15 protein-coding genes are annotated in these 15,329 nt (G+C 66.8%); 10 read left to right on the forward strand and 5 right to left on the reverse strand.

The genetic code is table 11. From position 1 onward, the window contains the following. Positions 1–149 precede the first annotated feature (149 nt). From RR928_RS05760 to RR928_RS05770, 3 genes are read right to left on the reverse strand one after another with little or no spacing between them, the layout of a single operon-like run. Positions 150–554 (reverse strand): anti-sigma regulatory factor, encoded by a 405-nt coding sequence (locus tag RR928_RS05760; RefSeq protein ID WP_332534891.1) that lies wholly within the window; start codon positions 552–554, stop codon positions 150–152. Beyond that, entirely contained in the window at positions 544–918 is a 375-nt protein-coding gene (locus RR928_RS05765) for an STAS domain-containing protein (RefSeq protein ID WP_332534889.1), read from the reverse strand. The genes RR928_RS05760 and RR928_RS05765 overlap by 11 nt, the downstream gene beginning before the upstream one ends. Before the next feature lie 10 nt (positions 919–928). Next, positions 929–1,765: an STAS domain-containing protein gene (locus tag RR928_RS05770; RefSeq protein ID WP_332681748.1), complete on the reverse strand. Its 837-nt coding sequence runs from the start codon at positions 1,763–1,765 to the stop codon at positions 929–931. 327 nt (positions 1,766–2,092) lie between these two features. Between RR928_RS05770 and dusB the strand changes: the two genes are divergently transcribed. From dusB to RR928_RS05790, 4 genes are all read left to right on the forward strand, one after another. Next, positions 2,093–3,154: a tRNA dihydrouridine synthase DusB gene (gene dusB, locus RR928_RS05775; protein WP_332534887.1), complete on the forward strand. Its 1,062-nt coding sequence runs from the start codon at positions 2,093–2,095 to the stop codon at positions 3,152–3,154. Beyond that, a complete protein-coding gene (locus tag RR928_RS05780) occupies positions 3,151–3,384 on the forward strand; it encodes a Fis family transcriptional regulator (RefSeq protein ID WP_175502886.1) in 234 nt (77 codons plus the stop codon). Before dusB ends, RR928_RS05780 begins: the two co-directional genes overlap by 4 nt. A gap of 72 nt (positions 3,385–3,456) precedes the next feature. Then, on the forward strand, positions 3,457–5,049 hold the full coding sequence (gene purH, locus RR928_RS05785; protein ID WP_332534885.1) for a bifunctional phosphoribosylaminoimidazolecarboxamide formyltransferase/IMP cyclohydrolase: 1,593 nt from the start codon (positions 3,457–3,459) through the stop codon (positions 5,047–5,049). Positions 5,050–5,060: 11 nt separating this feature from the next. After that, positions 5,061–5,501 (forward strand): c-type cytochrome, encoded by a 441-nt coding sequence (locus RR928_RS05790; protein ID WP_332681752.1) that lies wholly within the window; start codon positions 5,061–5,063, stop codon positions 5,499–5,501. A gap of 55 nt (positions 5,502–5,556) precedes the next feature. Here RR928_RS05790 and hemL read toward each other — a convergent pair whose 3' ends face one another. Both hemL and thiD read right to left on the reverse strand, forming a co-directional pair. After that, entirely contained in the window at positions 5,557–6,861 is a 1,305-nt protein-coding gene (gene hemL / locus RR928_RS05795; RefSeq protein ID WP_332534882.1) for a glutamate-1-semialdehyde 2,1-aminomutase, read from the reverse strand. After that, entirely contained in the window at positions 6,845–7,837 is a 993-nt protein-coding gene (gene thiD, locus RR928_RS05800) for a bifunctional hydroxymethylpyrimidine kinase/phosphomethylpyrimidine kinase (RefSeq protein ID WP_332534880.1), read from the reverse strand. The genes hemL and thiD overlap by 17 nt, the downstream gene beginning before the upstream one ends. A gap of 115 nt (positions 7,838–7,952) precedes the next feature. On the opposite strand from thiD, the gene RR928_RS05805 reads away from it, so the two are divergent. The 6 genes from RR928_RS05805 to RR928_RS05830 all read left to right on the forward strand — a co-directional run. Continuing rightward, positions 7,953–8,105, forward strand: coding sequence for a rubredoxin (locus RR928_RS05805; protein WP_159911299.1), 153 nt, complete (start codon positions 7,953–7,955; stop codon positions 8,103–8,105). A gap of 44 nt (positions 8,106–8,149) precedes the next feature. Beyond that, the gene (locus tag RR928_RS05810) at positions 8,150–8,551 is read left to right on the forward strand and encodes a response regulator (protein WP_332534879.1); all 402 of its coding nucleotides are present in this window, start codon (positions 8,150–8,152) and stop codon (positions 8,549–8,551) included. Then, positions 8,551–8,916, forward strand: coding sequence for a response regulator (locus RR928_RS05815; protein ID WP_332534878.1), 366 nt, complete (start codon positions 8,551–8,553; stop codon positions 8,914–8,916). Before RR928_RS05810 ends, RR928_RS05815 begins: the two co-directional genes overlap by 1 nt. Before the next feature lie 13 nt (positions 8,917–8,929). Continuing rightward, positions 8,930–9,457 (forward strand): chemotaxis protein CheW, encoded by a 528-nt coding sequence (locus tag RR928_RS05820; RefSeq protein ID WP_332534876.1) that lies wholly within the window; start codon positions 8,930–8,932, stop codon positions 9,455–9,457. Between the two features lie 23 nt (positions 9,458–9,480). After that, a complete protein-coding gene (locus tag RR928_RS05825; RefSeq protein WP_332534874.1) occupies positions 9,481–11,727 on the forward strand; it encodes a methyl-accepting chemotaxis protein in 2,247 nt (748 codons plus the stop codon). Between the two features lie 48 nt (positions 11,728–11,775). Beyond that, positions 11,776–15,329: Hpt domain-containing protein (locus RR928_RS05830; protein WP_332681753.1), on the forward strand; the 3,554-nt coding region annotated here is incomplete at its 3' end.

Here is a 15,329-nt window from a genome sequence, read left to right on the forward strand (position 1 = left end):
GCTGCCCAGTTCGTTGACGATGATCGCGGCCTGGCCGCTGCGCACCTCGTCCATGCCTAACTCACGGCAGATCGCCGCGACATGCCGGCGCGCCTCGCCCACGCAACTCGGATCGTCCATCGCAAATGCGACGTGGCTCGCGCCCTGAACTACTTCCACCGGGTCACGCTGACGCAGGTGCCCACACCAACGGTCGATTCGATTTCAAATTCATGCACCAGTCGTTTGCTGCCGGACAGGCCCAGGCCCATGCCCTTGCCCGAGGTCCAGCCATCCTTGAGCGCCAGTCCCAGATCGGGAATGCCCGGCCCCTGGTCCTTGAAGCGCAGACGCAATCCCTGTTTGAGCATGTCGGTCACCAGCTCCCACTCCATCTCGCCGCCGCCGCCATACACCACGGTGTTGCGCGACAGCTCGCTGGCCGCGGTGATCATCTTGGTCTGATCGACCAGGGAGAACTTGAGCTGGACGACCAGCTTGCGGACCGCCTGGCGACAGGTCACGATGTCGGCTTCGTTGCGTAATGGCTCGACGCCCTGGGTGTCATTCGACAAGAGCGTCTCCCTCGGCGGACGCTTCGAGAAGCGCCAGTCCACGGGTGACATTGAGGGCCGTCTTCACGCCGTCCAGCGACAGACCGAGTTCCACCAGGGTGATCGCCACGGCGGGCTGCATGCCGACCACGACCGTCGTGGCATCGAGTATCTGCCCTATGCCCGAGATGCCGGCCAGCATGCGGCCGACAAACGAGTCGACGATCTCCAGCGCGGAGATGTCGATCAGCACGCCGTTGGCACCGGTCTTTGAAATCTGCTCGGCCAGGTCGTCCTGCAACGCCATCGCCGTCTGGTCTTCCATGTCGATCTGGATGGTAACGAGCAACGATCGCCCCATGCGCAAGATTGGGATGCGGTACATGGCCTCGAACCTATTTTGTCTTGGTGAAGGTATAGCCGTTGCGCTTGAGCGCCAGCGCGAGTGCGTCGGCGAGCGTGGCCTTGGAGGTCACGGACTGGAGGTCTATCCCCAGATGGACGATGGTCTGGGCGATCTGCGGGCGAATGCCGCTGATGATGCAGTCCGCGCCCATGAGGCGAATCGCCGTGACGGTCTTGAGCAGATGCTGGGCGACCAGGGTATCGACCGTGGGAACACCGGTGATGTCGATGATGGCCAGCGTCGATTCGGTGTCGACGATGCGCTGCAGCAGCGCCTCCATCACCAGCTGGGTGCGGTTGGAGTCCAGTGTGCCTATCATGGGCACGGCCAGCACGCCGTCCCACAGCTTGATCACGGGCGTGGACAGCTCGAGCAGCTCTTCCTGCTGGCGTGCGATCAACTGCTCGCGCGAGCGCTGGTAGGCATCCATGGTCCATTGCGCCATCGTGTCGACCAGCGACGAAACCGCCGAAATGGCCTGCACCAATGCCAGGGTGTCGGAGGGCAGCTGTTTTTGCAGCGCGACAAAAATCGGCTGCTTCAGCGCCAGAACGAAAGCGCTGGTGTTGCCGGCCGTGGTGCCCTGGGCCGCACGCGAAGCGGACAGATTTTCCAGGGCCGCTTTCACCGGTTGCCAGGCAGCCGCGCCCGAGCCATGCGTCTGATTCGACTCGATTGCCGGCAGCAGCGTGGTCAAAATTGCACTGGCTTCAGCGCGCGCCTTGGGCGAGGCGCTTGCGGCCCCTGCGGCTGCCATCCAGCCATCCAAAACTGCCGAATAATCGCCCTGCAAAAGCAGTGCAAAATTGTTATAGCTTGTACTCACAGTAGCCTCTTTAAGTTACTTCTGTTTACTGTCCGCCGAATTATGGGGCACGCTTGCGACGCGCCCTGTGCCGTACGCGCCGTGGCAGGAAAGTCGGCATCCCGGCCTACAAAAACCGCTGGGAAAACGAAGCAAGGCGCTGTTCGCCGAACTCCAAAGATGGGCTACAGGCAGCGCCGTAGCGCAAGCCGCGCCGCGCTGGCGGCGGGCGTGCGGGGTAGTTGATGCGGCTCCGGTGGCTTTCAACCGCATTCTTTGTGCTGAAAAATTAAGCAGATACAATCTCGCCTCTTTTTCCCGCCTCCCTTTCCCAACCCACCTTCGTCGATGGCTGCGCTGCGCATTGGTCATATTCCGCTGGAAAACCGCTTGTTTGTCGCCCCGATGGCCGGGGTGACGGATCGGCCTTTCCGTCAGCTGTGCAAGGCGCTGGGCGCAGGCTATGCGGTCAGCGAAATGGTGACGTCGCGCAAGGACCTGTGGAACAGCCTCAAGACCTCGCGCCGCGCCAACCATGACGGCGAGCCCGGTCCCATCGCGGTGCAGATCGCGGGCACCGATGCCGAGATGATGGCGGATGCTGCGCGCTACAACGTGGACCGCGGCGCGCAGATCATCGACATCAACATGGGCTGCCCGGCCAAGAAGGTCTGCAACAAGTGGGCCGGCTCGGCGCTGATGCAAAATGAGAAGCTCGCCGTGGAGATCGCCCAGGCCGTGGTCGAGGCCTGCGCCCCGGCCAACGTGCCGGTGACGCTGAAAATGCGCACCGGCTGGAGCGACGACCACAGGAACGCCGAAGTGCTGGCGCGTGCATTCGAAGGCGTGGGCATACAGATGCTCACCGTGCACGGACGCACGCGCGAGCAGGGCTACAAAGGCTTTGCCGAGTACGACACGATTGCCGCGGTGAAGGCCGCGGTGCGCGTGCCCGTGGTCGCCAACGGCGACATCACCTCGCCCGAGAAGGCGCGCGATGTGCTGGCCTATACCGGCGCCGATGCGATCATGGTCGGCCGCGCGGCCCAGGGCCGGCCCTGGATCTTTCGCGAGATCGGCCATTTCCTGGCAACCGGCGAGCACATGGCGCCGCCGCTGGTGGTCGAGCTGCGCCGCCTGCTGCTCGACCATCTGCAGGACCACTACAGCCTCTACGGCGAAGGCACGGGCGTGCGCAGCGCGCGCAAGCACATCGCCTGGTACCTGCGCAGCCTGCCCGGGGGGGAGGCCTTGCGCCAACATATCAACACCATCGAAGACTGCGGCGTGCAATGGCAGGCCGTGGCCGACTACCTGGAGCAACTGGCCACGCAGATGGACCGGCTGCCGGCAGCGGCTGCGTACGACCAGGCCCAGCTTCAGGAAGAATCCGCAGGACAGACTGCATGAGCAACCAGAACATAGAACAAACCGTGCGCGACAGCCTCGAGAGCTATTTCCGCGACCTGGATGGCGAAGCGCCCAACGGCATGTATGACATGCTGCTGCGCGTCGTCGAGAAGCCGCTGCTCGAAGTGGTGATGAGCCAGGCCGACCACAACCAGTCCCGCGCCGCCGAATGGCTGGGCCTGAACCGCAACACCTTGCGCAAGAAGCTCGTCGAGCACCAATTGCTCTGAGCCGCGCAACCTCCTTCGAAGGCGGCCCGCCCGTGCCTGCCTTCCCCTGTTTCCTTTTGAAAATATCCCACCATGTCCCTCACCGCACTTCTTTCCGTCTCCGACAAGACCGGCATCGTTGAATTCGCCCAGGCCCTGCATGCCATGGGCGTGCGCCTGCTGTCGACCGGCGGCACCGCCAAGCTGCTGGCCGACAAGGGCCTGCCCGTGACCGAAGTGGCCGAAGTCACCGCGTTTCCGGAAATGCTCGACGGCCGCGTCAAGACCCTGCATCCCAAGGTCCACGGCGGCCTGCTCGCGCGCCGCGATGTGCCCGCCCACATGGCGGCGCTCAAGGAACACGGCATTGACACCATCGACCTGCTGGTCGTGAACCTGTACCCGTTCGAAGCCACCGTCGCCAAGCCCGGCTGCACGCTGGCCGACGCGATCGAGAACATCGACATCGGCGGCCCGGCCATGGTGCGTTCCGCCGCAAAGAACTGGGCCGATGTCGGCGTGCTGACCGATGCCTCGCAATACCCGGCCGTGCTGGCCGAACTGCAGGCCGCAGGCAAGCTGTCGCACAAGCTGCGCTTCGAACTGTCGGTCGCCGCGTTCAACCGCATCGCCCAGTACGACGGCGCGATCAGCGACTACCTGTCGAGCGTGAATTTCGAGGAAGACAAGCTGTCCGAGGAATATGTGCCCACGCGCGCCACGTTCCCCGGCCAGGCCAACAGCCAGTTCATCAAGGTGCAGGACCTGCGCTACGGCGAGAACAGCCACCAGCAGGCCGCCTGGTACCGCGACCTCGCTCCCGCTGCCGGCTCGCTGGCCACGGGTGTGCAGCTGCAGGGCAAGGAACTGTCGTACAACAACATCGCCGACGCCGACGCCGCCTGGGAGTGCGTCAAGAGCTTCGAAGCCCCGGCCTGCGTGATCGTCAAGCACGCCAACCCCTGCGGCGTGGCCGTGGCCGGCAATGCGCATGACGCTTATGCCAAGGCCTTCCAGACCGACCCCACCAGCGCGTTCGGCGGCATCATCGCCTTCAACCGCACGGTCGATCTGGCCGCGGCCCAGGCCGTCGCCAAGCAGTTCACCGAAGTGCTGATGGCGCCCGACTTCACGCCCGAAGCGCTCGAAGTGTTCAAGTCCAAGGTCAATGTGCGCCTGATGAAGATCGCGCTGCCGGCCGACTACAACCAGGTGCGCAACGTGATCGAGACCAAGCGCGTGGGCTCGGGCATGCTGCTGCAGACCGCCGACAACCATGAGCTGCAACTGGCCGATCTCAAGATCGTGACCGTCAAGCAGCCCACCCAGGAAGAACTGCAGGACCTGCTGTTCGCCTGGAAGGTCGCCAAGTACGTCAAGAGCAATGCCATCGTGTTCTGCAAGAACGGCATGACCATGGGCGTGGGCGCGGGCCAGATGAGCCGCCTCGACTCGGCGCGCATTGCCTCGATCAAGGCCGAGGCCGCCAAGCTGTCGCTGCAGCACACCGTGGTCGCCAGCGACGCGTTCTTCCCGTTCCGCGACGGACTCGACGTGGTGGTGGATGCAGGCGCGACCTGCGTGGCCCAGCCCGGCGGCTCGATGCGCGACCAGGAAGTCATTGACGCCGCCAACGAGCGCGGCGTGGCCATGGTCTTCACGGGCGTGCGCCACTTCCGTCATTGATCTGACGCGCGATGGTGCAGCCGCCTTCCCCTGCCTCCAGGCGCTGGCGCCGGGTGTGGCTGGGCGTGGCCGTCGCCATGGTGCCGGCGCTGTTTGCCTGGCTGGCCTGGCAAAGCCTGGCCAGCCGCAAGCCGCCACCGGCCGCGCCCGCAGCGCTCGCTGAGAAACCGGCTGCGCTGCCTGCGGCCAGCGAAGGCTGGGCGCTGGTGCAAAGCCAGTTCTGCCTGCGCTGCCACGGCATGCAGCAGACCCATGTGGGACCGGGCTTTGCGCAGATTGCCCAGCGCTACCGCAGCCGGCCCGACGCGCAGGTATATCTGGAGCGCAAGATCCGCGAAGGCAGCGCCGGCGTCTGGGGGCGCAAGCTGATGCCGCGCCAGCCGGGCATAGGCGTGGAGCAGGCCCAGGCCATGGCGGCCTGGGTGCTGGAGCAGCCGGACCCGGCGCCCTGAACGAAAAAAGCCCCGCAGGCCAAAACCTGCGGGGCTTTTTCATGGGGCGCAGCGCTTACAGCGTCTTGAACACCGCGCGCGCGGCCTCGATGGTGCTGTCGATGTCGGCGTCGGTATGCGCGGCGCTCACGAAGCCGGCTTCGTAGAGCGCGGGCGCGAAGTAGTGGCCGCGCTCCAGCATGCCGTGGTAGAACTTGTTGAAGCGCTGGCCGTCGGTGCGCATCACTTCGGCGTAGGTGGTCGGCAGTTCGGGCAGGAAGAAGAAGCCGAACAGCCCGCCTTCATGGTCGCCGCAGAACGGCAGACCGGCTTCGTGCGCGGCTTGCGTGAGGCCCGTGATCAGGCGGCCGGTGCGCAGGTGCAGCTGTTCATGGAAGCCCGGCTGGCTGATCAGCTCGAGGGTCTTGAGGCCGCAGGCCGTGGCAATCGGGTTGCCCGACAGCGTGCCGGCCTGGTAGACCGGGCCCAGCGGCGAGAGCTTGGCCATGATTTCGCGGCGCGCGCCGAAGGCCGCCATCGGCATGCCGCCGCCAATCACCTTGCCCAGCACCGTGATGTCGGGTGCAAAGCCCGCGATATCCCTGGCGTAGACGCTTTGCGCGCAGCCCAGGGCCACGCGGAAACCGGTCATCACTTCGTCGTAGACCAGCAGCGCGCCGTGCTGCGTGCACAGCTCGCGGATGCGGCGCGTGAACTCGACGCTGGCGCGCACGAAGTTCATGTTGCCGGCAATCGGCTCGATCATCACGCAGGCCAGCTGCTCGCCGTAGAGCTGGAAAGCTTCCTCGAGCTGGGCGATGTCGTTGTACTCGAGCACCAGCGTGTCCTGCACGGCTTCGGGCGTGACGCCGGCGCTGGTCGCATTGCCGAACGTCGCCAGGCCCGAGCCGGCCTTGACCAGCAGCGCATCGGAGTGGCCGTGGTAGCAGCCGTTGAACTTGATGATCTTCTTGCGGCCCGTGAAGCCGCGCGCCAGGCGCATGGCGCTCATCGTCGCCTCGGTTCCCGAGCTGACCAGGCGCACCATTTCCATCGACGGCAGCAGCGCGATGAGCTTTTCGGCGAGCGTGACTTCGCGTTCGGTCGGCGCGCCGAAGCTGAAGCCGTCAAGCGCGGCTTCCTGCACGGCGGCCAGCACCTCGGCGTGGCCATGGCCCAGGATCATCGGGCCCCAGGAGCCGATGTAGTCGACGAACCGCTGGCCGTTGGCGTCCCAGAAATAGGCGCCCTGGGCGCGCTGCACGAAGCGCGGCGTGCCGCCCACGGCATTGAAGGCGCGCACCGGCGAATTGACGCCGCCGGGGATCACGGCCTTGGCGCGTTCGAACAGGGGAAGATTCAGGTCAGTGTTTTGTGTCATGGGGAGGCATCACAAAGCCCTCGAGGGGCAGTGGTTCATTCACCGAGCGGCCCAGCGGGGTCGCGGGCTGGGGCGCCGCTTCCTCGATTTCGGCCTCGGCATCGAGTTCGTCGTCCTCGGGCTGGGCCCAGAACATGCGATCGGGCAGGAAATGGCCCATGCCCGGGCGGAAACCGTTGTCCAGGCTGTGGTCCAGGTATTCGAGCGCTTCCTGCGTCGCGCTGATCAGGTCGTTGCCGCTGGCGACCAGCGCCGTGAGCGCGGCCGACAAGGTGTCGCCCGCGCCGCTGAACGAGCCGTCGAACATCTCGAAGCGGTGGCTGGCGAGCACGGCGTGCTGCGTGGTCAGAACGTTGTCGAGAAACTGCTCGGGCAGCGGAATGCCGGTGACCAGCACATAGGGCACGCCCAGCTCGTCGGCCGCCATCGCCAGGTCGCGCGCGCTCGGGCTGCGGCTCGCGTCCCAGTCGGGCAGCAGCCAGCGCCACAGCGTGCTGTGGTTTCCGACCAACACCGAAGTCTGCGGCAGCACCAGTTCGCGGAACGCGTCCAGGTATTGATCGAGCAGGTCGTCGCGCCACCAGGACAGCTCGGGCATGTAGCTGATGATGGGCAGATCGGGGTAGTCGGAGGAGATCTCGGCGATCACGGCCAGGTTCTCGGGGCTGCCCGCGAAGCCGACCTTGATCGCGCGCACCGGCAGGTCCTCGAGCACCGTGCGCGCCTGTTCGTCGACGCAGTCGTCGGCAAACGCGTAATGCTCGAAAATGCGGCTGGTGTCGCGCACATAGGTGCCGGTGACCACGCCCAGCGGGTGGCCGCCGACCGAAGCGATGGTGGTGATGTCGGCCGTCAGGCCTCCCGCGCCGCTGGGGTCGCTGGCGTTGAAGACCAGCACGCACACCGGCTGCGCGACGTCGAAGTCTTCGGGCGCGGGTGCGCCCAGGGCGGTGGGTGGGGTGGGAGTTGTTGCCATGATGGGCCTTAGTTTGCCCCTGCGCCAATGCCTGGGAATGTCAGGGTGATGACTGGATACAATCGTTGCATTCTATGTGAAGGCCCTTTAAGCTGTGACGAACCCTAAGACTTGGATGTGTTTGATCTGCGGCTGGCTGTACCACGAAGAGCTCGGCTGTCCGGAACATGGCATTCCCGCGCAAACCCGCTGGGAGGACGTTCCGATGAACTGGACCTGTCCGGAATGCGCTGCCCGCAAGGAAGACTTCGAGATGGTTGAAATTTGAGCGCAGGGTGCACCTGTGCCGTGGTTTGACTGGGAGGCTCTCAAGTGACAACGACAGCGGACGCACCTTTGAAGGTGCTTGTGGTGGACGACAGCAACACCATACGGCGCAGTGCCGAAATTTTCTTGCGCCAGGGTGGCTATGAAGTGCTGCTCGCCGACGACGGCTATGACGCCTTGGCCAAGGTCAACGACCACCAGCCGCAGCTGATCTTCTGCGACATCCTGATGCCCAAGCTCGACGGCTACCAGACCTGCGCAATCATCAAGCGCAATGCGCGCTATGCCGATACGCCGGTGGTGATGCTTTCTTCCAAGGATGGCGTGTTCGACAAGGCCCGCGGCCGCATGGTCGGCTGTCAGGAATACCTGACCAAACCTTTTACCAAAGACCAGTTGCTGCAAGCCGTGCGGCAATTCGGCAAGATTTCCCAAGGAGCGATGTGATGGCTGTTCAGAAGGTGCTGGTCGTTGATGACTCGAAGACCGAGCTGATGTTTCTGACCGATCTGCTGCAGAAAAAAGGCATGCAGGTGCGCTGCGCGGAAAACGCCGAAGAGGCCTTTCGCAGCCTCGCCGAGGAAAAACCCGATCTGATCCTGATGGACGTGGTCATGCCGGGACAGAACGGCTTCCAGCTCACGCGGGCGATCACGCGCGACCCGCAATATGCCGACGTGCCCATCATCATGTGCACCAGCAAGAGCCAGGAAACCGACAAGGTCTGGGGTCTGCGCCAGGGCGCGCGCGCCTACATCACCAAACCCGTGGACCCGGCAGAGCTGCAGGCCAAGATCGACGCGCTGGGCTGAGCGGCGCTGCCCCATGGCCAATCGTGAAGCATTGAGACAATTGCATGCGCGGCTGGCCGCGCGCCTCCAGGCGGCACGCAGCGAAGGCGTGGCTGCGGCCAGCTGGCTGGCGGTCGAGGCAGGCGGCAGCCGCTATCTGATGCCGCTCGCGCATGCGGGCGAGATCTTTCCCTGGTCGGGCGTGCTGCGCGTGCCCTACACCCAGCCCTGGCTGATGGGCGTGGCCAACCTGCGTGGCACGCTGGTCGCCGTGGTCGATTTTCCCGGCCTGCAGGGCAAGGCCGTGGCGCGCAACGAAATGACGCTGGCCGATGCGAGCCTGCTGGCGTTCAATCCGGCGCTCGAAGTGCATGCGGCGCTGCTCGTGGACCGCCTGCTGGGCCTGCGCGGCGCGCAGAATTTCACGGGCATGCAGGATGCCCCGCTCGACGCTCCAGGCTACTGGGGCGCGACCTACTTCGACGAGGCCGGCGATTCCTGGCAGGAAATCGATCTGCAAAGCCTCGCGCAAGACCCTGAATTTCTCCATATCCGTGCCTGAGTTTTCCCCTGTGAGGCTGTGTCATGTCTTTTGCCCAGAAAATTGGAAAAATGTTTCAGCGCCGTTCCGCCGGCAGCGGCGAAGGGCTGAGCGATCAGCCTGACGCGGGCCTGGCGCAGGAACCCGCGCGCGAGGCGCCGGCCAGCCTCTATGGTGACAGTGGTCTCTCGGCTTACACCGACGAGGAGCAGCAGCTCAATGAAGAGCAGGTAGCGCTGCCGCTGCTGGGCCGCGCGCCCGCGGCGCAGCAGCAGCGCCGCCTGCTGATCATGCTCGCGGTCGGTGTGACCGTGCTGGCGTTGATGGCCGGCTGGGTGCTGCAACAGGCCGAGCGTTCGGCCCAGCAGCTGGCCGCCAACGGGCAGGCGCTGATGCAGTCGCAGCGGCTGGCCAAGTCGGCCTCGCAGGCGATGACCGGCAACAGCCAGGCATTCGACGCGCTGCAGGAAAGCGCCGACGTGCTGGCGCGCAGCGTGCGCGCGCTCTCCAGCGGCGATGACGCGCTGGGCGTGCAGCCGCTGGGCTCCGAGTACGCCGATTCGCTCAAGGACATCACGCCGTTGATGGAGCGCGCCGAAAACAGCGCCAAGCAGGTGATGGCCCAGCGCCAGGTGCTGATGCAGGTCGGTGACGCGCTGCGCGCGGTGAACCGCCAGTCGTCCGAGCTGCTTGAAATCGCCGAAACGATTGCTTCGCTCAAGCTGCAGCAGGGCGCTTCGCCGGCCGAGATTTCGGCCGCCGGCCAACTGGTGATGCTGACCCAGCGCATCGGCAAGTCGGCCAACGAATTCCAGACCACCGAAGGCGTGAGCCCCGAAGCCGTGTTCCTGCTGGGCAAGGATCTGGCCTCGTTCCGCGAAATCGCCGAGAGCCTGCTCAACGGCAGCAGCGAGCTGCGCCTGCCCGCGACGCGCGACGCGCAGACGCGTGAACAGCTGCAGGCGCTGATCGAGCTGTACGAAAAGACGCGTACCGACGCCAGCGCCATTCTGGGCAACCTGCAAGGCCTGGTGGCCGCGCGCGAAGGCCAGACGACGATCAACAACGACAGCGAAGCGCTGCGCCGCGGCCTCGAGGCGCTGCAGGTGCAGCTGCGTTCCACGGCAGGCCTGGGCGCGGGCCAGTTCGCGCTGCTGGGCCTGGTGGGCCTGTTCGTGCTGCTGTGCGGCGTGGGCATCTCGCGCGTGCAGCTGCTCGACAGCCGCAGCCGCCAGGGCGCGGCCGAACAGCAGCAGCGCGATGCGCGCCGCCAGGAGCACGAAGCCAAGCGCGTCAACGACGCCAACCAAGCGGCCATTTTGCGGCTCATGAACGAGCTGCAGTCGGTGGCCGAAGGCGACCTGACGCAGGAAGCCACCGTGACCGAAGACATCACGGGCGCGATTGCCGACTCGGTGAACTACACCGTGGAAGAACTGCGACTGCTGGTGGGCAGCGTGCAGAACACCGCGACGCGCGTGGCCCAGACCACGGCCCAGGTGGACAGCACCTCGACCGAACTGCTCGCGGCATCGACCGAACAGCTGCGCGAGATCCGCGAAACCGGCCGCTCGGTGCTCGACATGGCGACCCGCATCAACCAGGTGTCGGCCCAGGCCCAGGAATCGGCCGCGGTGGCGCGCCAGTCGCTGCAGGCCGCGGATGAAGGCCTGAAGGCGGTGCAGAACACCATCGGCGGCATGAACTCCATCCGTGACCAGATCCAGGACACCTCCAAGCGCATCAAGCGCCTGGGCGAGTCGTCGCAGGAGATCGGTGAAATCACCGAACTGATTTCCGACATTACCGAGCAGACCAACGTGCTGGCGCTCAACGCCGCCATCCAGGCCGCATCGGCCGGCGAAGCCGGCCGCGGCTTCTCGGTCGTGGCCGAGGAAGTGCAGCGCCTGGCCGAGCGCTCGGCCGACGCGACGCGGCAGATCTCGGTGCTGGTGAAGGCGATTCAGACCGATACCCAGGATGCGGTCGCGGCCATGGAGCGCTCGACCCAGGGCGTGGTGCAGGGCGCGCAGCTGTCCGATACCGCCGGTACGGCGCTGACCGAGATCGACAGCGTGTCGCGCCGCCTGGCCGAGCTGATCGAGCAGATCTCGCAATCGACTTCGCGCGAAGCCGATCTGGCCAACGGCGTGGCAGACAATATCCAGCATATTTTCGCGGTGACCGAGCAGACCGGCGAAGGCACGCGCAGTACGGCCCAGCAGGTGCGCGAACTGTCGCATATGGCCGAGGAGCTGCGTCAGTCGGTCGCCCGCTTCAAGATCGCCTGAGGCGTTTCCCCTTTCCTACACCGGCGTTAGTCCGCCGCGGAGTTCCGCATGTCTTCCACTGACGCCTTCCTTCCCCACGCCGCCGAGAAAAACTCGGCCGATGCTGCGCAGGGCGAGCAGGATCTCGGACCCCTGGCATGGGTCATCGACGAGCTGCGCAAATCGCTGGAAGGCGCGGCCAAGTTGCTGGCGCGCTTCGCGCGCGAGGCCGAACTCGCTCCCGAGGGTGGTCAGGCCGCGCTCGACACGCTGGCCGTGCAGCAGGCGCTGCACCAGGTCGGCGGCGCGCTGGAGATGGTGGACCTGCGCGCCGCCGCGCGTCTGGTGCATGCGATGGAAGCCGCAGTGCTGCGGCTGGAGCAGGACCCCCAGCGCTGCACGGCCGAAGCGGCCAGCACGCTGGAGAACGCCAGCTTCGCCTTGCTCGAATACCTCGATACGCTGCTCGCCGGCCGGGCGGTGCCCGCGGTCGCGCTGTTTCCGCAATACCGCGCGGCGCAGGCGCTGGCCGGCAACGACAAGGTGCATCCGGCCGATCTGTGGCCCGCCGAGCGGCGCATGCGCGAGCCCGTGCTGCCCGAAAGCCCCCAGTCCCTGGCCTATGGGCCGCAGGCGCGGGCGCTGCTTGATGCCGGCGTGCTGGCGCTGGTCAAGACCGGCAATCCGGCGGCCGCGGCCCAGCTGCGCGCGACCTGCCTGGGCTTTGTCGCCGCGCAGACCGAGTCCGGCGCGCGCACGTTCTGGAAGATCGCCGCGGGCTTCTTCGATGCCTTTGCCCAGGGCCTGGTCAAGCCCGACCTCTACGCCAAGCGCGCCGCCTCGCGCGTGCTGATGCAGTACGCGGCCATGGCCAAGGGCGACAACCGCCTGCCCGAGCGACTGACCCAGGACCTGCTGTTCTTCTGCGCCCAGGCGGCCGAGCCGGCCGACGCCAGCGTCCAGGCGCCCGTGCTGCGCGCGGTGCGCGAGTCCTTTGGTCTGGCGCGCCACCCCCGCATCGACTACGAGCGGGCCCGCTTCGGCCGCTTCGATCCCGCGCTGCTGGCGCAGGCGCGCAAGCGCGTCGCCGCGGCGACCGACTGCTGGTCGGCGCTGGCCGGCGGCGACCGCAGCAAGATCAAGCCCGTGGTCGAGCAGTTCGGCCAGGTCTGCGATTCGCTCAACAAGCTCTACCCCGACAGCACCGGGCTGGCGCGCGCGCTGCAGCGCGTGATCGAATGGATGGCGCGCAGCGGCGAGCCGCCCGCGCCCGCGCTGGCGCTCGAAGTCGCGACCGCCATTCTTTATCTGCAGGCCGCGCTGGCCTCGCCCGAACTCGCCGACGAGTCGATGGCCGCGCATTCGGGCCGGCTCGCCCAGCGCCTGGACGAAGCGCGCCAGGGCATGGAGTCGCAGCCGCTAGAGCCCTGGATGGAAGACCTCTACCGCCATGTCAGCGACGGCCAGACCATGGGCAGCGTGGTCGGCGAACTGCGCGCCACGCTGGCCGAGGCCGAGCATCTGCTCGACCAGTTCTTCCGCCAGCCGGCCCAGGTCGAGGTGCTGGCCAAGGCAGCCCAGCACATGGCGCAGATGCGCGGCGTGCTGTCGGTGCTGGGCCTGGAGCAGGCCTGCCTGGCCGTGGTGCGCATGCGCGATACCGTCGAGCAGCTGATGCGCGACGAGATTCCCGCGGCGGATCAGCCGCAGGTGTTTGCACGGCTGGGCAACAATCTCGGCGCGCTGGGCTTTCTGATCGACATGCTCAGCTACCAGCGCAATCTGGCGCGCAAGCTGTTCATCTACGACGAGCCGTCGGGCGAGCTGCGCATCATCATGGGCCGCAACCGCGTGCGCGCGACCGATGCGCCCGAAGAGCGCACGCAGCGCGTCGAAGCGCGCGCTCCCCAGCCCTTGCCGCCCGTGCTGCCGGTCGCCGCGCCGCCGGCGCCGGTCGCGGTCCAGCCGCCGCCGGTAGAAGCGCCGGCCCTTGCCGAGCCTGAACCGGCGCCCATGGCGCCCGCTGCGGCCGCTGCGGCCGCGCCGCTGAGTGTGGCCGAAGAAGACACCGACGAGGAACTGCGCGGAATCTTCCTCGAGGAGGCGCGCGACGTCGTGCGCCAGGGCCTGGAAGACCTCGATGCGCTCAAGGGCGACGCCGCGCAATGGAATGCGCAGACCAGCCTGCGCCGCGTGTTCCACACGCTCAAGGGCAGCGCGCGCATGGTCGGGCTCGACGAGTTCGGCGAAGCCGGCTGGGCCATGGAGCAGATGCTCAACGCCTGGCTGGGCGAACAAAAGCCCATGCCCGCCGCCTGGCAGTCTCTGGCGCGTGAGGCCCTGCACGCATTTTCGGCCTGGACCCAGGCGATTGCCGATGGCCAGGACCAGGAATGGTCGGCGACGCCGTTTCGCGCCGCGGCCGACGCGATGCGCCTCGAAGGCCAGCGCGCGCCCGTGGCGCTGCAGCCGTCGCTGCGGCGTCGCCAGCCGGAGCCCGTGGCCGAAGAATTGCTGCCCGCAGCGCAGGAAACGGACGCCGGCATAGAAACCGGCACCGCGCCGCAGCCCGATCTGCCGGGCGAGGTCGAGGAAATCGACTTTGCCGCATTTGAATCCGCGCTCCAGGCCAGCGAGCAATTGCCCGATGCCGCGCCCGTCGAAGCGCCGCAGCCCGAGCCCGAGCCCGCCGCCGAGGTGGCGGCGCAGCCCGTCGAGAGCGTCGAGCCCGCGGCCGAGCCTGAGCCCGCGGCCGAGACCGGCAGCGAGTGGCTGGATGACACGCCCGGCTGGGACGATACCCGGATAGAGGAGGCGCTGCCCGAACCCACGCCCGAGCCCGCGCAGGCGCCGGCCGCCGCGGCCGAGCCGCTGGACGAAGGCTGGAACTGGGCGCCCGAGGCGCCTGCGACCGACGCCACGCCCGCGCAGGATGCGGTGGACGTACCGCCAGCCGAGCCGGTCATCGAAGCCGAACCAGAGGTCGAGATCGCGGCACAGGGTGAAGCCGAAGTCGAGACCGCAGCATCGCCGCAAGCGCTGTCCGAGCCGGCCGAGCCCGTGGACGACAACGTCAAGGTGATCGACGGCCTGCGCATCCATCTGCCGCTGTACAACGTCTATCTGAACGAAGCCGACGAATGGTCGCGCCGCCTCGATGTGGCGCTGCAGGAATGGGCGCTCGAAGCCCACCGGCCCCAGCCCGAGGAAGCCGTGGGCTGGGCGCATTCGCTGGCCGGCAGTTCCGCGACCGTGGGCTTCAAGGACCTGTCGCGGCTGTCGCGCGCGCTCGAGCATGCGCTGATGCATGTCAGGCCCCAGGGCTTCGGTGATGCCCAGCATCTGGCGGTGTTCCTGGCCGCGGCCAACGAGATCCGCCGCCTGCTGCACCAGTTCGCCGCTGGTTTTCTCAAGACGCCGTTGGCCTCCGTGGAAGAGGCGCTGCAGCAGGTGCTCGACAGCGAGATCGGCAGCGCCGTGGGCGAGGGCGCCATCGCCCAGGGACTCGACGCCGAAGATGCGATCTGGGCCCAGGAGCTGAGCGCCGACGCCGCGCCCGCGATGGATGCAGTGCAGGCGGCCGAACCCGAATCTGCAGCCGAACTCGAACGCGAATCTGCGGC

It is taken from the genome of Comamonas sp. (genome assembly GCF_036666375.1).
In the GTDB taxonomy this organism is placed as follows: Bacteria; Pseudomonadota; Gammaproteobacteria; order Burkholderiales; family Burkholderiaceae_C; genus Comamonas.